The 18,880-nt window shown below is 58.7% G+C and carries 23 protein-coding genes and 1 tRNA gene; 11 read left to right on the top strand and 13 right to left on the bottom strand.

Translation table 11 applies throughout. The annotated features are described in order from the left end of the window. Window positions 1-160 precede the first annotated feature (160 nt). Both V8J85_RS15680 and V8J85_RS15675 read right to left on the bottom strand, forming a co-directional pair. Complete coding sequence (locus V8J85_RS15680; RefSeq protein ID WP_339954699.1) at window positions 161-1,021, bottom strand: replication-relaxation family protein; 861 nt, start codon at window positions 1,019-1,021, stop codon at window positions 161-163. Window positions 1,022-1,310: 289 nt separating this feature from the next. Continuing rightward, a complete protein-coding gene (locus V8J85_RS15675; RefSeq protein ID WP_339954698.1) occupies window positions 1,311-1,751 on the bottom strand; it encodes a hypothetical protein in 441 nt (146 codons plus the stop codon). A 496-nt stretch (window positions 1,752-2,247) separates the two neighbouring features. On the opposite strand from V8J85_RS15675, the gene V8J85_RS15670 reads away from it, so the two are divergent. Beyond that, a complete protein-coding gene (locus V8J85_RS15670; protein WP_339954697.1) occupies window positions 2,248-2,448 on the top strand; it encodes a hypothetical protein in 201 nt (66 codons plus the stop codon). 216 nt (window positions 2,449-2,664) lie between these two features. Here the strand turns inward: V8J85_RS15670 and V8J85_RS15665 are convergent, their stop codons facing one another. Both V8J85_RS15665 and V8J85_RS15660 read right to left on the bottom strand, forming a co-directional pair. Then, complete coding sequence (locus V8J85_RS15665; RefSeq protein WP_339954696.1) at window positions 2,665-2,970, bottom strand: hypothetical protein; 306 nt, start codon at window positions 2,968-2,970, stop codon at window positions 2,665-2,667. A gap of 49 nt (window positions 2,971-3,019) precedes the next feature. Next, the gene (locus tag V8J85_RS15660; RefSeq protein ID WP_339954695.1) at window positions 3,020-3,778 is read right to left on the bottom strand and encodes a hypothetical protein; all 759 of its coding nucleotides are present in this window, start codon (window positions 3,776-3,778) and stop codon (window positions 3,020-3,022) included. A 233-nt stretch (window positions 3,779-4,011) separates the two neighbouring features. Here V8J85_RS15660 and V8J85_RS15655 point away from each other — a divergent pair, with 233 nt between their 5' ends. Beyond that, window positions 4,012-4,635: a tyrosine-type recombinase/integrase gene (locus V8J85_RS15655; protein WP_339954694.1), complete on the top strand. Its 624-nt coding sequence runs from the start codon at window positions 4,012-4,014 to the stop codon at window positions 4,633-4,635. 59 nt (window positions 4,636-4,694) lie between these two features. Here V8J85_RS15655 and V8J85_RS15650 read toward each other — a convergent pair whose 3' ends face one another. The 5 genes from V8J85_RS15650 to V8J85_RS15630 form a co-directional block, all read right to left on the bottom strand. After that, on the bottom strand, window positions 4,695-4,871 hold the full coding sequence (locus tag V8J85_RS15650; protein ID WP_339954693.1) for a helix-turn-helix transcriptional regulator: 177 nt from the start codon (window positions 4,869-4,871) through the stop codon (window positions 4,695-4,697). 204 nt (window positions 4,872-5,075) lie between these two features. Further along, window positions 5,076-5,151 (bottom strand) — tRNA-Thr (locus V8J85_RS15645). 44 nt (window positions 5,152-5,195) lie between these two features. Continuing rightward, window positions 5,196-6,647, bottom strand: a complete 1,452-nt coding sequence (locus tag V8J85_RS15640) for a heme biosynthesis protein HemY (protein WP_339954692.1) — start codon at window positions 6,645-6,647, stop codon at window positions 5,196-5,198. A gap of 11 nt (window positions 6,648-6,658) precedes the next feature. Beyond that, complete coding sequence (locus V8J85_RS15635; RefSeq protein WP_339954691.1) at window positions 6,659-7,861, bottom strand: COG4223 family protein; 1,203 nt, start codon at window positions 7,859-7,861, stop codon at window positions 6,659-6,661. 87 nt (window positions 7,862-7,948) lie between these two features. Further along, entirely contained in the window at window positions 7,949-8,650 is a 702-nt protein-coding gene (locus V8J85_RS15630) for a uroporphyrinogen-III synthase (RefSeq protein ID WP_339954690.1), read from the bottom strand. Between the two features lie 70 nt (window positions 8,651-8,720). Here V8J85_RS15630 and tsaD point away from each other — a divergent pair, with 70 nt between their 5' ends. Genes tsaD through V8J85_RS15605 form a run of 5 tightly spaced genes read left to right on the top strand, consistent with a single transcriptional unit; the run spans window position 8,721 to window position 11,906 of the window. Next, window positions 8,721-9,800, top strand: a complete 1,080-nt coding sequence (gene tsaD, locus V8J85_RS15625) for a tRNA (adenosine(37)-N6)-threonylcarbamoyltransferase complex transferase subunit TsaD (RefSeq protein ID WP_339954689.1) — start codon at window positions 8,721-8,723, stop codon at window positions 9,798-9,800. Further along, window positions 9,797-10,759, top strand: coding sequence for an NAD(P)H-dependent glycerol-3-phosphate dehydrogenase (locus tag V8J85_RS15620; protein WP_339954688.1), 963 nt, complete (start codon window positions 9,797-9,799; stop codon window positions 10,757-10,759). The genes tsaD and V8J85_RS15620 overlap by 4 nt, the downstream gene beginning before the upstream one ends. Beyond that, entirely contained in the window at window positions 10,760-11,032 is a 273-nt protein-coding gene (locus V8J85_RS15615; protein WP_339954687.1) for a YciI family protein, read from the top strand. Beyond that, window positions 11,032-11,451, top strand: coding sequence for an EVE domain-containing protein (locus V8J85_RS15610; RefSeq protein ID WP_339954686.1), 420 nt, complete (start codon window positions 11,032-11,034; stop codon window positions 11,449-11,451). The genes V8J85_RS15615 and V8J85_RS15610 overlap by 1 nt, the downstream gene beginning before the upstream one ends. Before the next feature lie 56 nt (window positions 11,452-11,507). Then, window positions 11,508-11,906 (top strand): DUF1761 domain-containing protein, encoded by a 399-nt coding sequence (locus tag V8J85_RS15605; protein WP_445285911.1) that lies wholly within the window; start codon window positions 11,508-11,510, stop codon window positions 11,904-11,906. A 55-nt stretch (window positions 11,907-11,961) separates the two neighbouring features. On the opposite strand, the gene V8J85_RS15600 is transcribed toward V8J85_RS15605, so the two are convergent. The 3 genes from V8J85_RS15600 to ahcY all read right to left on the bottom strand — a co-directional run bounded on the left by V8J85_RS15600 (window position 11,962) and on the right by ahcY (window position 14,624). After that, window positions 11,962-12,303, bottom strand: coding sequence for a DUF2853 family protein (locus V8J85_RS15600; protein WP_339954685.1), 342 nt, complete (start codon window positions 12,301-12,303; stop codon window positions 11,962-11,964). A gap of 140 nt (window positions 12,304-12,443) precedes the next feature. Then, window positions 12,444-13,229, bottom strand: a complete 786-nt coding sequence (locus V8J85_RS15595) for an extensin-like domain-containing protein (RefSeq protein ID WP_339954684.1) — start codon at window positions 13,227-13,229, stop codon at window positions 12,444-12,446. A 6-nt stretch (window positions 13,230-13,235) separates the two neighbouring features. Beyond that, window positions 13,236-14,624 carry an adenosylhomocysteinase gene (gene ahcY / locus V8J85_RS15590; protein ID WP_339954683.1) on the bottom strand — a complete coding sequence of 463 codons (1,389 nt, stop codon included), beginning with the start codon at window positions 14,622-14,624 and terminating at the stop codon, window positions 13,236-13,238. A gap of 136 nt (window positions 14,625-14,760) precedes the next feature. Between ahcY and V8J85_RS15585 the strand changes: the two genes are divergently transcribed. Genes V8J85_RS15585 through V8J85_RS15570 form a run of 4 tightly spaced genes read left to right on the top strand, consistent with a single transcriptional unit; the run spans window position 14,761 to window position 17,790 of the window. Continuing rightward, window positions 14,761-15,324 (top strand): HD family hydrolase, encoded by a 564-nt coding sequence (locus V8J85_RS15585; protein WP_339954682.1) that lies wholly within the window; start codon window positions 14,761-14,763, stop codon window positions 15,322-15,324. Then, window positions 15,321-15,818: a GNAT family N-acetyltransferase gene (locus tag V8J85_RS15580; protein ID WP_339954681.1), complete on the top strand. Its 498-nt coding sequence runs from the start codon at window positions 15,321-15,323 to the stop codon at window positions 15,816-15,818. Before V8J85_RS15585 ends, V8J85_RS15580 begins: the two co-directional genes overlap by 4 nt. Then, the gene (locus V8J85_RS15575; protein WP_339954680.1) at window positions 15,815-17,020 is read left to right on the top strand and encodes an NAD(P)/FAD-dependent oxidoreductase; all 1,206 of its coding nucleotides are present in this window, start codon (window positions 15,815-15,817) and stop codon (window positions 17,018-17,020) included. The genes V8J85_RS15580 and V8J85_RS15575 overlap by 4 nt, the downstream gene beginning before the upstream one ends. Next, the gene (locus V8J85_RS15570) at window positions 17,017-17,790 is read left to right on the top strand and encodes an HpcH/HpaI aldolase family protein (RefSeq protein ID WP_339954679.1); all 774 of its coding nucleotides are present in this window, start codon (window positions 17,017-17,019) and stop codon (window positions 17,788-17,790) included. Before V8J85_RS15575 ends, V8J85_RS15570 begins: the two co-directional genes overlap by 4 nt. On the opposite strand, the gene hemH is transcribed toward V8J85_RS15570, so the two are convergent. After that, a complete protein-coding gene (gene hemH, locus V8J85_RS15565) occupies window positions 17,782-18,867 on the bottom strand; it encodes a ferrochelatase (protein ID WP_339954678.1) in 1,086 nt (361 codons plus the stop codon). The genes V8J85_RS15570 and hemH overlap by 9 nt on opposite strands. Window positions 18,868-18,880 lie beyond the last annotated feature (13 nt).

Raw genomic sequence — 18,880 nt, 5'->3', positions numbered from 1 at the left:
CCGCACCGTGATCTGATGCACCGCATCCCGCTTGAAATCGTCGCTGTAATTGCTTGTCCCCATGTCGGCCTCCTCGCCTCAAAGTTAGGGGGCAAAGCGTCTACAAATCTAGGGGCACCTCAAACTGACTTCTGCACGTGGTTAATCGTTACCTTCATCTCTAACTCCCTTTGATCAATCGATAGGTGGTTTGGTCTGCATGATCCCTCGATAACCAGCCATCATGCAGGACATTGCGGCACACAGTGTCGAGGGTGGAAAAGCGGTATAGGTGGTGAAAGGCGGCAGGCAGGGTAGCGGAAGCACTGCGCATATTCGCGACCCGCTGGTCGCTGGTGGTGACCATCAGGACATGAAAGCCCGTGAAGTGGCCCAGATGTGCAAATCGCTCTGTTACGCGGCCCGAAGCCAAGTATCGATCATACTGCGCCAGTTTGGCCACGATCGGCTTCACGTCAGCTTCATCTTGATCACTGGTTAGCGGGGTGGTGCCCCGATCCACCTCAATCATGAACAGAGCGCGTTTGCCACTAGCCACATGCTCCAACGAAAAGCCTGCATCGGGTACAATCCGGTTCTCTGCAATCTTGGTGTCGGTCACATAGTCGGTGGTTTCGCGCCGCCAGCGCGACCCGACCTTTTCGCGCCGATACTCAAACAAGGTGTCAACCAAGCGATACTCCGAGAGTGCCGCGCAATCCCGCTCCACTGCTGCCAAGACATCCAGCGTGGCCAGCCGATGATACATCACCGGCGACCACCGGCTGTTCGTCTTCTCTTGCTTGAATGGTGCTGTCTCAAGGCCGTCCGCCGACCGCTGCTCAACTAGGTGTCGATAGCCCGTGCGGGTAAGGAAGTAGACCTTGGGTGTCTTCCCGAACCCCCTGATCCCGGTATTGCCGAAACTACCCAACAGGTGATGTCGTTCCAGCCGCAGCAGTATCTCCGAAGCGGATTTTTCGGTAACGCCGACCATCACCGCCACCTGCTTCACGGTCAGGTATCGATACGCAAAGATCACGCTAAGGGCAGAGACAATCACCGGAGTGATTGAAAGGATAACAACCTGAGACACAGCAACACACCAAATACTCTACCTGAAATGGTGACGGATTTCGTACCGATCTGTCTAGCCCAAAGAATCTTTGTTTATCAGTGGCTTATCGCTTGCAGCACTGCCCGAGATAGAGGCCAAAGGCCGTCTATCCCGCCCACCACCCGTCGCGACGCAAGGGGATTCGGTGATGAACAGAGACGTAAGACTGCGCGGCAACAGGAAAAGGCCGATGATAAGTTTCCGGTCTATTGGCTCAGCTGTCCAAGTCTAGGCGCATCTCGTTGTATCGTTTTGCCCACCGCTCCAAGTCTTCGGCTTCGAACGTGCCTCGATCAATCTCTTGGGGTAGTATCTTCAAGAACGACAGGAGGTGTTGAACCTCGGTGATGAGGGCAAGCGGCAGGTCGTTTGCTTTTTCTTGTTCACTGCGCAATCGCGAAAATAAGAGTAGCAAGAATGTTGGCACCTCGTAGTGACTTGCGATGGCTTCAAGGTGTGAGTATTTCAGTGCTGTTCTGTCGTCTACGATGTTGTACAACGCGTCTTTGGTAAAAGGATTTGTTTTTGTCCGCAACCTATCTACCGGCTTGATCTGTTCAGCCGCCACATCATAGTTGCCACCGAATTTCGCTTCGACCACCTCGAATATTAGTTGTCTGAGCACCTGTGGATTAAGCCGATCCCCCGGCTCCACAGACCGGGCCTCTGTTCGTTTACGACCCCTCACAAGTTCCTCACTTTTTACGTACCGCTCGCAATTTTTGCGTCATAAAGTCGTGGATATGTCAATCAAAAAAGTTGCGTATTGTTATCTCGGTGCCATAATGCCGACGATGTGTAGTATGCGGCAACGATCCGCAAGGGGACAAGAACAATGTTCACGAAATTGAAAAAATTCGCTCTTTATCCAAGCTCACCCACGATGAGGTATTTGTCATGGACAAACCCACCAACGTAGCCGCATCCGAACGCTACAAGCGTCAAGCGCCGACGTCTTCGGCGTGTCTATGGTATATTGAAAAAACCCGCGACCTTTCGGACGCGGGTTTCGTTTATTTTCGCCGAGGTATCTCGGCGAAATGGCGGTCAAGGCAATGATGCCTTGATCTAACCGGAGGGACGGTGCGGGAATAAGTTTGACGGCTCAACCCGCATCGCCCTCCTTTTTCAGAAGCACAGGAGTTTAAACAATGCCTCTGATTCTTTGTTACCTCGCGCGGCTGTGTGCCAAAATCCAATCCGGTTTCCAACCGCATAATTTCACCCTCTGGTGCATTCATGCGACGGAAATCTACCACACCGCTGCTCATCACCCTGAGCAATGGACCCATCTGCACATGACCGTAGGTTATGCGTTGCTGGCCACGGCGGTAGATTGGCTTAAGGCTTAAGCCACAAGCTGTAAAATGGCGCTGTCGGCCAAGGACGTTTTCGTCGGTGGTCGGCAGCAAAGACTGATAACGCTGGCAGGGCCGGTCTGTCATGTCTTCGCTTTCTTAAGGTGCTCTAAACGTAAGGACTGACAGATCAAGCGTCAATATATCTCACGTTCTTGCCCACTTAGATGTTATCACAACCGAGGGCGTATTTAAATGTAAAACACACACTTAAAATGGCCGACGCTGCCGGATCGGCTGCCCATTCGGAGCGCAATCCGGCGGATTGGTCAGCCCAAAAGCCAGCGGCCCTCCGCCAGTGATGACACAGTTATACCGCCGTCCGTTGCTGGCACGCACGCTGTAATAGGTTCCGCTGCCAAACTCTGACCGCCTTTCTGTCACCGTCAGACTAGCTGGGCTAACCCCCAGGACGCCAGCGGCTTCGGAGGCGAGGCGCTGGTCGGTCAGGGTGGTTTCGGCGCAGCCGGTGATCAGTAAAGCGGTTAGTGCAGTGGCACATATCTTGATGTTCATGGAAACCCTCATGTTGGTCTGGTGAAAAGCGATAGGTTGAAGTGTTGGGTCAGTCGGCAGCGAAGACACCGTTCTCAAAGACCGCGCGATTGCCGGTGGCAGCACCGCGATGCTCCATGGTCACCGTCCCCACCGCACCATCTTGGAACACCAACCCCACGGTCGCGCCAACGCTGTCGCCGCCGGTTTGCGTGCCCCGGATCACCCCATCGGCATCAACCGTACCCAAAAACGCTAAACTCTCTTCCAGCTGGGCATTGTCGTACCCTGAGACATCGAAGTCCGTTTCGCGGTTGGTGATCGCCACTACCGCCGTCCCGGTGCTGAAGTTGGCAGTGACACGGGCATCACCCGTCACCGAATAGAATTGCGAGGTAAAAGGGCCATTGAGTTCGGCGTTGTATGAGCCCGTGTGATTGACGCTGCCGGTCGTGGGAGCAGCGGTCGCACCGCTGAGATACGAGCCAAGGTGTTCACCGGTGAAACTCATCCCGACGATCGCGTAGCTGACACCATCACTACCCGACGCGACCCGAAACACGTTGGTGCCATCGCTATAGATGTTTGAGTTGGCCACCGCCTGCAGGACGGGCGAGGATACGCCATCGACGGTCATACGGGTAGGGACAGCCATACCGTTCTCAAACGACACGCTGGCTGCTTCCAAATCGCCGGTGCGCACAATCTCAGCGCTGGTCGGGTTCGAGGTGTCGCTTCCACCGCCGCCGCCACCCATGCAAGCTGCTAAAACACTGCTGCTCGCCAGAGCCAGGCATGTCGTTTTGATCTGTCTTTGCACCGTCTTCATACCCAATACCTTCACACTCATTTGGTGGGAACGCAGCGGCATTCAGATCGGTGAATTTGCACCACTATTCCCAATTTTGTACAGTATTGGGAACGCTGAGTATTTTGGGATTGCGTGATCGAGTTCCCGCGCCTAAGCTGCTTAGTACTGCAGGCAAGTTGTTGGTTTTATTTGCTAATCAGCTCGCGTGCACCAAAATTGGGAATAGTGGTGCACACTCAAAACGGAGTGCTTTGACCAATCCCAACGCTTCCACACACATGTCATCTTCAGAGCCAGCGCCGCGCCAGATGCGGCTGTATGATCAAGCAGCCCGGCGGTTGTATCTCAACGCCGCTGAACGCACGCGATTTATCAATGCCGCCCGCCGCGCAACATTAGCACAGGAGAGCTTTGGTCTGACCCTACTCTATACCGGCTGCCGCATTTCTGAGGCGCTGTCACTGACCACAAGCTGCATCCAATTTGAAACCGAGGTCTTGACCATTCAAACCCTCAAACGCCGCCGGACAGATCACTTCCGAGAAATCCCGATCCCACCCGAACTGGCCGCAGTCTTGCAAGCCCAAGCAAGGGATGCCGAAGCAGATCAACTGCTTTGGAAGCACCAGAAGCAAACCCTCAATCGCAGCACCGGGTATCGCTGGATCAAGCGGTTGATGCGTGAAGCGGGCATTATCGGAGTACACGCTTCACCCAAAGGCCTGCGCCACGGATTTGGCATTCACGCGCTGCAATCAGACGTCCCGCTCAATCTGCTGCAGAAATGGATGGGCCACGCTGATATTGAGACGACCGCGATATACGCCAATGCCTGTGGCCCGGAAGAGCGAGCCATTGCCGCTAGGATGTGGTAAACGGTGGTCGGGCTGTGCACGCCCGACCACCAAACGCTCTTGTGGAGCGTCGGTTGGGTCTATCGGTTGTTCAGGCGGCTTTCGATCCAGTCCAAGACTTCCGCTTCAAGCCACCCCACCCGGTTTGGGCCAAGTTGTATCCGCTTGGGGAACGTCCCAACCTTCTCCAGACGGGCAATGTGTTGAGGGGAATAAAGAACCAAATCACTCACCTGACGTTTTGATAGTATCCGCATCACGATCTCTCCATGATTGAAGAGCATCGCGATGCCCTAGGGTTCAAATGAGCCCAGGCCGTACAACCCTAGATGCCAGCGTCTCACCTGCCAAGGCAGAACATAGTAACGTACTGTTTCGCACAAAATGGGGTGGACTAAAGGGTGGACCAGTATCGTCCTATACGGAAAATTTCAATAAAATCAGAATTTTGCGGGAGGAAGTGGTGCCTCAAGAGGGACTCGAACCCCCGACCTTGTCCTTACGAAGGACCTGCTCTACCAGCTGAGCTATTGAGGCATTTCGGCGTGTCTGTTAGCACCAAGCCCGCAAACGGAAAAGCCCTATTTTTCCGGTGTGTCTTCCACCACTTCGGCTTCGACCACATCCACGACGGCAGGCAAATCCTCTGCCTCTTTCTTCTGCCCCACAATTAGCGGCAGCATCTCCGTCCCCGCAGGCATCGACACCTCGGTTGCAGGCGGCGTCCGCCAGCTAAGTGTATCGAATGATTTGCAATTATCGCAGGTCGCCGCCCATTGCGCGTGAATATGCTGGCAGTTGTCACAAATCCATTGCGGGCCGCGCGGCGCTATCAATGCGCGGGTCAGCCAGCCACGCACGACCGAGTCATCCGCCCCCTCACCGCGCTCGATCGCAGCCATCAGCGTCAGGTTGCGCGCCGTCGGATCGGTCTCGACCAGATCACCCAAGGCCCGCTTGGCTTCGGGGAAATCCTCCGCGGCAATGTATAATTCCGCAAGCAACATCTTGGTTTCCGCATGATCCGGAGCCGTCTTGACCAGCGCCTTGAACCGCTTCAAACGGGCCTGCGCATCCTCCTCCGGCACGATATCCGCAAAGGCGGCGGCAAGATCAGGATGTGGCTGCACACTCCATGCCTTCGTCAGAACGCGGGCAGCATACCGGGCATTGCCGTCTTCGATATAACCACGGGCCGCCATCACGGCGGCGGGGATCAGATCGGGCGACAGCCTGTTCGCCTCGATCGCGGCCTCCTTGGCGTCGATACCTTTGTCGCCATCGACTACATCTTTCGCCTCAGACAAAGCCAGCACCGCATCACGCCGCTTGTGCACGTCACGCGGCAGATAACCGGCCTTCAGCTTGGCATTCAACGTCTCGCGCGCACCGCCCCAATCGGCCTTTTCCGCCTGCAGTTTCAGCAGGACATCCTGCGTCTCTTCATGCTTGGGCTTCAGCGCAAACGCCTTTTTGGCAAGGGCCATCGCCGTGTCGGTATCTCCATCCGCCAGCTTCTGCTTCATGATCCCACGCACACCGACAAAGCGGGTCTTTTCGTCGGTCAACAGCTGCTTATAGGTCTCTTCCGCTTTACGCTTATCGCCCGTCAACTCTGCCGCCTGCGCCGTGAGCAGGTTCGTCAAACGCGGCTGCTGCAGGTACTTTTCCGCACGCGCCGCCTTGGTCATCGCAAGGTGACCCTCACCCGAAGCAAGGGCCATCATCCCTTCGGACAGCGCCTCATACCCTTTCCGTTCCCGATTGCGGTCGAAATAACGCGAAATCGCAGTCTCGTCGCCGTTCAAAAACCGGAAGGTCGCGGCAAGCAGGGCCAGCACTTTCAGCCCCAGCCACACCAGAACCACCAAGGCGACAAAGGCAAAGACCAGTTGCAGCGGACTTAGCTCAAAGGCAATCCCGGCCACTTCGATGTTGGCACCCCCCTCGACATCCAGCAGCATCGTCGCACCGAATGTCAGCGCGGTGACGGCGGCAACGAACAGGATAATTTTTATCAAGGACCAAAGCATATGTTGCGCCTTCAGCTATCGTTCAAAGAGGTGGACAGGACTTCGACCGCATCGATGGCCGCTGCACGGGTTTCGGCCTGGGCCAGCCAATCCGACATTTCAACCCGGGCCTCTTCGGGCAAAGCCGCGATCTCGGCCAATGCATCGGACAGACGGCCAGCCTTCACCGCCGCTTCGGCGCGTGACAGGATCGCATCGGTCGTCGCGCCTTCTTGCGGTGTGGTCGAACGGACATTGAACTGGTTGCGGAAAAACGCCCCGGCACCGCCTGTTTCTTCGCCGGAAACACCTGCACTGCGGGCTGCGGCAAGGGCTGCTGTTGCGACCTCCGGGAAACTTTCCTGCAGGGCGGCAAGCGTCGGCACACCGCCTTGCGCATTCAAGAGGGCATTGGGCGCTGGTGCCGCGATCGCATCCTCCAGATCACCCAAAGCGGCCCCAAGCGGCGCGCCATCATTCAAAGACGTGCGGATGCGGGCAAGCGCGGCCCGTCCGGCGGCGGCCCGTGCCGCGGCTTCGGCGTTTTCTTCGATCGATTCTGCTTCGGCCCGAGCTTCGGCCAGCTGCGTCGCGGCACTATCCGACATCGTGGCCAGTTCCGCCCGCAGCGCGTCCAGCTCAGCCTCGAACGCGGAAATCGCACGTTCGGACATGGTGCCATCGCCCACAGGCAGGTTCTCCAGTGCCGCGAGCCGCTCATCAAGCTCGCTCAGGCGATCGCCAAAACCCGCAATTTCGGTTGCGAAATAATTTTGCGCCGTTTCGATCCCGCTGATATCGACGGTCGGCATATCGGCGACCTGGCTTTCAAGCGTGGCGATGCTTTCACCTTGCGCCGCGACCTGTTCGGACAATGCACCATCCGTCCCGTTCGGGTTCAGTACCCCGACAGCAAGGCCGATCGCACCGGCCAATAAACCGCCAAGCAGCAATGGAAAGAACCCACCACGTCGGGCCGGCTGCGGTTGGCTTTTGGGCGTTTCGGCACGCTTCGGGGCTGGTTTTTGTTCTTCGGCTGTCGCTACTTTTTCTGGCTCCGGCGCAGGCTTGACCGGCTTTTCCAACGCCAACGGCGCCGAAACCGCATGCACCTCGGGCGGGATCGCGTCGATCCGCAATTCCGTCACTAGCGATTCGTCTGTGGATTTGGCGTTTGCAGCCGTGTTTGTCGGCTTTTGAGGCGTCTTGCGCCCCTTGGCAGGCTGTTTTGCCACGTCTTTCACCCTTTCAGCGCCCCCACCTGCTGAATGACAGGTGATAGGGTACATTATCTCGCCTGTACCGCACCCTCAAGCAATGGGTCAAACCACATCGTTTGATAACGCATTGAGGCGGATGATGGTTGCATCCAACATCCCGCCGCCATCCGGGCGCGGGGCGATGATGACGTCCGCTGCAGCCAGATCGGGCACGGCGGCCTCACTGATCGCGACGACATGCAAAGGGGCGCGAAACGGCACCGCCTCGGCCAACAGCTTGGCTGTCCGCGGCGAAAAAACTGGCGCGATGATCGGGGCATCACCTGCGACCGCAGCGCACGCTGCGGCGTTCAGGGCGACAGGTTCCTGCCGGTAGGCCACCACATCGGCGCAGGTCAAACCAGCGCGCGTCAGCGCCTTGGCGATATCACCGCGCGCATGTTCGCCACGGATATGGATCAAACGACCAGAGGGCCGTTTTTCGCACACCATGGCCACCGTTCCTGCTGCATCGCCCGGCCCGACGACCGGTAAGAAACCCGCGTCACGTGCGGCATCCGCCGTCGTCGGCCCGACGCAATAGGCGGTCGTGCCAGCGGCCAAACCCAACCGCACCGCCTGCGCCACCCCATTCGCGGAGGTCAGAATCACCGCATCGCACGGCGGCAGATCGGCGGCGATCGGCGCGATCCGCAACAACGGCGACACAACGACATCCATCGCCCCATCCCAGGCCGCCCGCAACTTGGCGGCAAAGGCATGCCCTTGCGCTTCGGGCCGTGTGATCAGAACGGTCGGGGTCATTGCGATGCCATTGTTTGCGGGGTTCGGCGATGTTACCTGCGATGGGCAAAGACGCAACCGGAACCGCAGGATGACGCCGACACTCACTATATTGGGCATCGAGAGCAGCTGTGACGACACCGCTGCCGCAGTGGTGCGCGGCAACGACATCCTGTCATCGGTCGTGGTGGGCCAAATCGATCTGCACAAGGATTTCGGCGGCGTTGTCCCCGAACTCGCGGCACGGGCGCATGCGGAAAAGCTGGATCATTGCGTCGAAGGCGCGCTGCAGACCGCTGGCATTTCGCTAGGCCAGCTTGACGGGATCGCCGTGACCGCAGGGCCCGGCCTGATCGGCGGCGTTCTCTCGGGTGTCATGTGCGCCAAGGGACTTGCCGCAGCAACCGGCCTGCCGCTGATCGGGGTCAACCACCTTGCCGGGCACGCGCTGACCCCAAGACTGACCGATCAGATCACCTTTCCCTATCTCATGCTGCTCGTCTCGGGCGGGCATTGCCAGTTCCTGATCGTCAACGATTTCGATGATTTCCAACGCATCGGCGGCACGATCGACGACGCCCCGGGCGAGGCATTCGACAAAACCGCCCGGCTGCTGGGCCTGCTGCAGCCAGGCGGCCCCGCCATCGAAAAGGCAGCAACCGAAGGCGACCCGGACCGGTTCCCGCTCCCCCGCCCGCTGTTGAACCAGCCGGGCTGCGACATGTCCTTTTCCGGGTTGAAAACAGCGATCCTGCGGGCGCGCGACAGCGCGATCACCGACGGCAATCTGCATCTGCAGGACCAACGCGATCTCGCCGCCGGTTTCCAGGCCGCCATCGTCGATATCCTGACCGAAAAAACCAGGCGCGCGCTGGCGCTCTACCTCGATAACACCCCCGAAACCCCCAGCTTCGCCGTCGCAGGCGGGGTCGCCGCGAACGGCGCGATCCGGGACAGCCTGCAAAACCTTTGCAGGGACCATTACACCGCCTTCGTCGCACCGCCACTTGCGCTATGCACCGACAACGCCGCGATGATCGCCTATGCCGGGATGGAACGGCTACGTAACGGACAGATTGACGACCTGACACTCTCGGCCCGCCCGCGCTGGCCGCTTGACGACCGGGCGGCTCCGATGCTGGGGTCAGGGAAAAAAGGGGCAAAGGCATGAAAATCGGAATCGCAGGTGGCGGCGCGTTCGGGACAGCACTTGGCGTGGCTTTGGCCATGGACGGCAACCCCATCACGCTCTGGGCGCGCAACGCGGACGCTGTGCGGCAGATGACCGAGACACGCACCAACCCCAAACTGCCCGATGTCACGCTGCCCGACCGGATGGCCTTTACAGCCGAAACCACCGACTTGTTCACAAACGACATCCTCCTGCTCGCCATCCCATCCCAGACTGTCCGCGATTTCCTGACCACCCACCGCGATCACTTGGGAGGCAAACAACTTGTCGCCTGCTGCAAGGGGATCGACCTCGAACGGATGACGGGCCCGGCCAGCACGATAAACGCGCTGGTACCCGACGCCATTGCGGCGGTTCTGACGGGCCCGAGTTTCGCCGCCGATATCGCGCGCGGTCTGCCAACAGCGCTGACGCTTGCCTGCGCCGATGACGCGATGGGTGCGATCCTGCAAACGGCCCTTTCGACGACAGCGCTAAGGCTCTACCGGTCGACCGACACGATAGGCGCGGAACTTGGCGGTGCCTTGAAAAACGTCATGGCCATCGCCTCGGGCGTGGCGATCGGGGCCGGTCTGGGCGACTCGGCCCGCGCTGCCCTGATCACCCGTGGCTTCCCCGAAATGCAGCGGCTCGCGCAGGAACTGGGCGCCGCACCAGAAACGCTCGCTGGCCTGTCCGGCTTTGGTGATCTGGTGCTAACCTGCACATCCAAACAATCACGCAACTACCGCTATGGCCTCGCACTTGGTGCTGGCGAAGCCTTTGACAAAGGCACAACCGTCGAAGGGGCTGCCACCGCCCGCGCCGTCCGACAACTGGCGAAAGAGATGGACATCGACCTGCCGATCTGCACGGTGGTCGCCGACCTGATCGAAGACAAGACGGACGTGGCCAGCGCCCTGAACGCGCTTCTGTCACGCCCGCTGAGGGAGGAATGAATGCGGATTGCCGTGATCACCAAAGACAAACCCGATGCGTTGCAAACCCGGTTGGACAACCGGGATGCGCATCTGGCCTACATCGCGGACACCGGCGTGGTCGAAATGGCCGGGCCGTTTCTGGATGCGGACGGGCAAATGTGCGGGTCGCTGATCGTGCTTGACGTCGTCGATATGGCCGCCGCGCAGCAATGGGCCGACAACGACCCCTATGCCAAAGCTGGCCTATTCGAAGATGTCAAACTGCAGGCTTGGAAAAAGGTGATCGGCTGATGGTATATTGGTTGTTCAAATCCGAACCCGATGTCTGGGGCTGGGATGCGCAAGTCGCCAAGGGTGATGCGGGCGAAGAATGGGACGGCGTCCGAAACTACCAGGCTCGCAACAACATGCGGGACATGAAAAAGGGCGATCTGGGGTTCTTTTACCATTCCCGCACCGGGCTCGAGATCGTGGGCATCGTCGAAATCTGCGCCGAGGCGCATCCCGACAGCACCACCGATGACGAACGTTGGGAATGCGTCGATATCCGCGCGGTGCGGCCCTTTGCGAAGCCGGTCACGATGAAAGACATAAAGGCGGAACCGCGTTTGAAGGACATGGTTCTCGTCAACAATTCCCGCCTATCTGTGCAACCGGTCACCGCCGACGAATGGAAGATCGTCTGCGAAATGGGCGAGACGCAGCCCTAGGGCTGGCCTGAACTTCATCGCTGGGCCATAATTCCCTTATCAAGAAGGGGAGGGACATGATGGGTTATCTGTCCGTTGTCGTTGCTGCATTCGCGGGGTTCATCATCGGTGCCGTCTATTATGGCGCACTATCAAAACCATGGATGGAGGCATCCAGCATTCCCGTGGACGAGGATGGCAAGCCGCTCAATGCCAGCGATCCGACACCTTATATCGTGTCGTTCGTCATGATCCTGCTGGTGGCCGGTATGATGCGGCACACATTCGCGCTGTCGGGAATCGACACTGTTGGCAAAGGGCTGATGTCCGGCCTTGGCGTCGGCGCGTTCTTCATCGCTCCATGGATTTTCATCAATACCGGTTATTCCGTACGCCCTTGGAAGCTCGCCGTGATCGACAGCGGTTATGCCATTCTGGCCGCTGGGGCGATCGGCATGGTGCTGATGCTGTTCTAAAACGCAAAACGCCCGCGATACCATCTCGCGGGCGCCTGTCGGAATGCGGATCGGGTCAGCCGTAAACGGCTTCTTTCCCGAAATGCTTGGTCAGCATGTAATAGACCACGGCGCGATATTTGTTCCGCTCCGACTGGCCATAAGTCGTCAGGGCCGAGTCGATCGCCTTGTCCAGTTCCGGCCCATCCGACAGGCCCAGCTTTTTCATCAAAAAATTCTTTTTGACGGTTTCGATTTCCGCAGGTTGGCTTGCCGCCACAGTCGATGCATCCGCGTTGTAGATGGCCGGACCACACCCGATGGTCACTTTTGTCAGCAGATCCATATCCGGCGTCATGCCGCATTTGTTCTTCAGGTCATCCGCATACTTCGCGATCAAATCGTCTCTTTTACCCATTGGAAATGTCCCCAGTCATGTGTGTTCATGCATTATTGCGCGCAGCGCCAGGGCCGCGGTGCCCGCACGTTAAAGGGACCGTTCCTTCCAGGTAAAGAAAAAAGCCCCAAAGCGGCGATGTTTCGCCAGACCCCGCCGATCTAACGGCACAACCCCCAGCCGGTGGATTGCAGATGAAAATGATCCGCATGCAGGGCGTTGTAGTCCGGCGAAAGGGTCAGGTTGAACCAACCGCAGGCGCCGTTTTTGGCCGCGCGCAGAAAGTCTGCCATCTGCCCGCCGCTGTCCCAGTCCCGCAACAAGCGCGCGCTGCGTCCATCGGCAAAGCGAAAACCCGCAATGTCGATGGCATCGGCGGTCGCATGGGTGCTCCACCGGTTGCTCGTGCCTGCGGATGTCCGCATGCGGCGGCACGAATAGCTGCCGAAATGATCGATACCACTGACCTGTGTGCCCAGGATTTCCTGCGCGGCCGGTTGCAGACTGTGGCGCTCCCACATCGCCATTCGCAGGGCGAGCGCGCAGCGCGTTTCGACATCCGTCAGGTCTGCCTGCCCGACCGATCGCAAATCGATCCGACCACGGATGTGGCATTGATCTGTATTCTCCAGATCGCTCATCGCCCGCCAGCTTGCGTGACCGGCAAGCGTCGCGGTGCATTGATCGATAGTGGCCACCGCCCGGTTCAGCTTCCACCCCGTCAACGGAGTCACCGGATCACTGATCTGAAGGGGTTGTGTCGGGTTCCACGCCGCGGGAAGCGGCGTGTCCGGGTGCATCAGCGCCTGATAACCGCCATATCCCAACGCTGCCGCAAAAACCAACGTGGCCACCGCGCGATATAGCGGGTGGCCACCGGATTTCTTTTTCGCGGCTTTCTTCTTTGCGGCGTCCTGCGCAATCTCTTGACGCTTGGCATGCCGCATGAAGATTTAGTACCGGTAATGCTCTGGCTTGAACGGTCCTTCGACGGTGACGCCGATATAATCCGCCTGCTCTTTCTTTAGCTCGGTCAGCTTCACGCCGATACGACCCAGATGCAGGCGGGCCACCTTTTCATCCAGATGCTTCGGCAGGATATAGACCTCGTTCTTGTAATTCTCACCATTCTTCCACAACTCGATCTGCGCCAGCACCTGATTGGTGAACGATGCCGACATCACAAACGAAGGGTGACCCGTTGCATTGCCAAGGTTCAGCAGACGCCCCTCGGACAGCAGGATCAGACGATTGCCCGAAGGCATCTCGATCATATCCACCTGTTCCTTGATGTTGGTCCATTTGTGGTTCTTCAGCGCAGCCACCTGAATTTCATTATCAAAGTGACCGATGTTGCCGACGATCGCCATATCCTTCATCTCGCGCATATGCTCGATGCGGATCACGTCCTTGTTGCCGGTTGTGGTGATAAAGACATCGGCCGAGTCAACGACATCTTCCAGAACGACAACTTCAAACCCGTCCATCGCCGCTTGCAGCGCACAGATCGGGTCAACCTCGGTCACTTTTACCCGGGCACCGGCGCCAGCCAAAGACGCGGCAGAGCCTTTGCCCACATCACCATAACCCATCACGACAGCGACCTTGCCCGCCATCATCGTGTCGGTTGCACGGCGGATGCCGTCGACCAGCGACTCCTTACACCCATACTTGTTGTCGAACTTTGACTTGGTGACCGAGTCGTTCACGTTAATCGCCGGGAACGGCAGCTGGCCCTTCTTGTGCAGATCATACAGACGATGCACACCGGTCGTCGTTTCCTCGGACACACCCTTGATTGCATCGCGCGTCTTGGTGAACCAACCGGGGCTTTCCGCCATCCGTTTCTTGATCTGGGTCTTGATCACCTCTTCCTCTTCCGAGGTCGGGACTGCCAGCACATCCTCACCCGCTTCCATCCGCGCACCCAACAGCACGTACAGCGTCGCATCGCCGCCATCGTCGAGGATCATGTTGGGACCGTCGGGGAACATGAAGGACTTATCAAGGTAGTCCCAATGTTCTTCCAGCGTTTGCCCTTTCACTGCGAAAACGGGTGTACCACCCTTGGCGATCGCCGCCGCCGCATGGTCCTGGGTGGAAAAGATATTGCACGATGCCCAGCGCACATCGGCGCCAAGCTCAACCAGCGTTTCGATCAGAACCGCCGTCTGGATCGTCATGTGCAGTGACCCGACGATGCGCGCACCCGCCAGCGGCTTGCTCTCACCATATTCCTCGCGCAGCGCCATCAGGCCGGGCATTTCGGTTTCGGCGATATCCAGTTCCTTGCGCCCGAATTCGGCCAGCGCGATGTCCTTCACGACGTAGTCCAGCGACATGTCATTCTCCTGTTCCAGTTGCGGCCCCTTTAGCATCGCACTTGTCTTGCGACAATGCGGTGAATTGGATTACCCAAGAGGTCGGATTGGTGGGATAAGTGATCGGATGTCAAAGCAACCACGGGCATGGCAAAGAATGCTGTCAGGACGGCGGTTGGACCTGCTGGACCCGACGCCTGTCGACATCGAAATCGCCGACATCGCGCATGGCCTCGCCTTCGTCGCCCGGTGGAACGGGCAGACGAAGGGTGACTTTGCCTACTCGGTTGCGGAACATTCGCTGCTGGTGACAGATATTTTCACCCAGCAGAACCCGAACGCGCCTATCAAATGGCAACTCGCCGCGCTCCTCCACGATGCGCCCGAATATGTCATCGGCGACATGATCAGCCCCGTGAAGGCCGCTGTTGGGTCGGGCTACGGCGAACTTGACGACAGGCTGACCGCCGCCATCCATTTGCGCTTTGGCCTGCCCGCGCAAATCCCGCAAAACATCAAACGGCAGATCAAGAAGGCGGACAAACTGTCAGCATGGCTCGAGGCCATCCAGATCGCCGGTTTCACCAAAGCCGAGGCCGACAAGTTCTTTGGCAAACAAGATCCGGCACTGGCTCAAAACCTCACGATCACCCTCCGCCCCCCGATTGAGGTCCGCGATGCGTTCACCGCACGGCACAACCACCTGATGGAGGCCCTATGATCATCCGCCGAGCCAACCCCGATGACGCCGCTGATATGGTCGCCGTGCTGAACCCGATCATCGCGGCAGGTGACACGACAGCGCATCAACGCCTGTTCGACGAGGCACGCATGGTCTCTCACTACATCACACCTGAATATCTGGTCTGTTGTCACGTCGCTGAAATCGACGGACAGGTCCTCGGGTTTCAGTCCCTCGAATGGCCGGACCCTTCGCAAGGCGATGTGCCCAAAGGCTGGGCCTTCATCGCCAGCTTCGTCGCGAACGAGGCCGCAGGCAAAGGTGTCGGGCAACACATCTTCGCCAAAACGAAAGAGGTCGCCATTGCTGCAGGGGTCCAAACGATCGACGCCAAAATCCGCGCCGACAATGTTCCCGGCCTCAAGTACTACACCGGTCTCGGCTTCAAAGACCACGACCGAGTCGTGGACGTACCATTGCGTGACGGGACCTTGGTTGACCGCATCCGCAAACGCTATGATCTGACCCCATGACCCAAGCGCCCCGGCATCACACATACGATATCATCATTGTCGGCGGGGCGATCATGGGCTCGTCCGCCGCGTGGTTCCTGACAGACAACGATTTCAACGGGCGCATCCTGGTCATTGAGCGCGACCCGACGTACCAGTTCGCCTCGACAACGCACACGAACAGCTGCATGCGGCAGCAGTTTTCCGAAGAACTGAACGTCCGCATCTCGCAATTCGCCGCGGATTTCGTGAAGAACCTGCGCGAATACATGGGCGGGGATGACCGCATCCCCGACCTTAAAATCCGCTCCTTCGGCTACATGTATCTGGCGAATACCGAAGGCTTCGCCGATATCCTGCGCGAAAACGTCAAAGTCCAGCACGCCGCAGGCGCCGCCACGCAACTCATGACCCCAGAACAGATCAAAGCGGCTTACCCCTTCTACAATGTCGATGACATCCTACTCGGCTCCATCAACCGCGTAGACGAAGGCTATTGGGACGGCGCCGCCGTCTTCGATTGGTGGCGCAGGCAGGCGCGCGAGCGTGGAATCGAATACATCGAAAACGAAGTCGTCGGGATGACGCTGAACGCCACCGGCACCCGCGTCGAAAGTGTCACCCTCAAATCCGGCGAACAGATCGGCTGCGGGCACGTCATCAACGCCTCCGGCCCCCGCGCGGTCGAGACCAGCCGCATGGCCGGGATCGACATTCCCGTTGAACCGCGCAAACGCTACTCATGGGTCTTCACCGCCGAAAAACCGCTGGACCGAGATCTGCCCCTCACGATCGACCCCTCTGGCGTCCACGTCCGCGAAAACGGCGGCGGCACCTATCAGGCTGGTGGGCATTCCGACATCGATCCCGCCGTTGCCTACGACGACTTCGTGATGGACCACGATATCTGGCAGGATCACATCTGGCCCGTCCTCGCCACCCGTATCCCGCAATTCGAGGCGATCAAGGTGCAGTCGGAATGGGCCGGGCACTATGCTTACAATACCTTCGACCACAATGCGATCATCGGGCCGCATGATCAGGTCACCAACTTCCACTTCCTGAACGGGTTCTCGGGCCACGGCCTGCAGCAATCCCCCGCCATGGGGCGCGGCATTGCCGAATTGCTGACCCACGGGGACTACCGCAGCCTTGACCTGTCACCCTTCGGCTACGCGCGGATCAGGGCGCAGCAACCCATCGCAGAAAAGGCCGTGATATGAACCTCGCTGAAAACCCCTTCGCCCGTGCAATCGCCGCCGACACCCCGCAAATCGGCGTCTGGATCAGCCTGTGCAATAACGTCTCGGCCGAGGTCATGGCCCATGCCGGTTTCGACTGGGCGGTGATCGACATGGAACACACCGTTAACGACTACGCGAGTGTCCTGTCCCAGCTTCAGGTCTTCTCCGCGTCGCCAACGACCGCCATCGTGCGGCCCGAATGGAACGACCCGGTCATCGTCAAAAGACTGATGGACCTCGGCGTGCAGGGTCTGCTGTTCCCGATGATCCAAACCGTGGAAGAGGCGCAAAAGGCGGTCGCCGCCACCCGCTATCCCCCCAAAGGCATCCGGGGCGTGGCAGGGGCAACCCGCGCCAGCAAATTTGGGCGCATCACGGACTATTTGGACCGGGTGGATGACGAAACGACTGTGATCCTGCAACTCGAATCCGCGGCAGCCATTGCCAAAGCCGAAGACATCGCATCGGTCGACGGTGTCAGCGGCATCTTCTTCGGCCCCGCCGACATTGCCGCTGATCTGGGGCTGGTCGGGCAACCCATGCATCCCGATGTCTGGGCCCTGATCAAACCGGCGGCCAAGCGGCTGCGGACCATAGGCATCCCCGTCGGCACGCTGGTCCTCGACCCTGATTTCGCGACAGACCTCCTGAAAGAAGATTTCACCTTCGTCGCCTGTGGCATCGACACAAGCCTGCTGGCCCGCGCGGCGGATGGCGTGCTGGCACAGGTCAAAGACGGTTTAGGCTAGCCACCCTTTCAGGTTCCGATCGATCACGCCACACAACGCATCGATGTGGGCGGCATCATCATTCAGACACGGGATATAAGTGAATTGATCACCGCCCGCCTCTTCGAAACTCTCTTTGATCTCTTCGTTGATCTCTTCCAGCGTCTCGATGCAGTCAGCTGAAAAGGCCGGGGCGCAGACGGCAATGTTCTTGACGCCGTCCTCCTCCGCCAACCGCGCGACTTCATCAACCGTGTAGGGCTTCAGCCACTCCTCCGGCCCAAAGCGGGACTGGAAGGTCGTCACGATCTGTGTGTCATCCCACCCCAACCGCTCTTTCAACAGGCGCGTCGTTTTCTGGCACTGGCAATGATAGGGGTCACCCTCGCGCAGATACCGCTCCGGCACGCCGTGATAGGAACACACCAACTTCTCCGGCTTCATCTCGGCCTCGGCATACGCACGCTCGATCGACTGCGCCAAGGCCTCAATATAGGCAGGTTCATCATAGTAAGGCTCAACGATCCGGGAAATCGGCTGCCATTTCTCTTCCATCAACGCGCGAAAGAACTGGTCATTGGCGGTGGCTGATGTGGCCCCCGCATAATGCGGATACAACGGGAAAAAGAGGATCTTCTGGCACCCCGCCTCAACCATCTCGCGCACCTTCGATTTGGTCGATGGATTGCCATAGCGCATGCAGAAATCGACGCGCACATCGTCACCGTACCGCTCAACCATCTGCGCCTTGATCGCGGCGGTCTGTGCCTTGGTGATCGTCATCAGCGGGCTTTCATCCGCCTCTTCATTCCAGATCGACTTATAGGCGGCACCCGATGAAAACGGCCGTTTCGACAGGATCACAAGCTGCAAGAGCGGCTGCCAGATCCAGACGGAATAGTCGATGACGCGCTTGTCGGACAAAAACTCATTCAGATAGCGACGCATGGACCAGTAATCGGTCCCATCCGGCGTCCCCAGATTAGCCAAAAGGATACCGACACGCGCCGGTTTGATCTTGGGATGATCAGGTCCAGCGTGGACCGGACATGTCGCTGGGCGTTCCGTCGCCTGGCTTTGGGCATCGAACATGTTCATGTCCCTCTCAATA

This window comes from Yoonia sp. 2307UL14-13, assembly GCF_037572755.1.
Classification (GTDB): domain Bacteria; phylum Pseudomonadota; class Alphaproteobacteria; order Rhodobacterales; family Rhodobacteraceae; genus Yoonia.
Note: the sequence above shows the minus strand (reverse complement) of the source record. Positions and strands in the feature narration are given on the sequence as shown.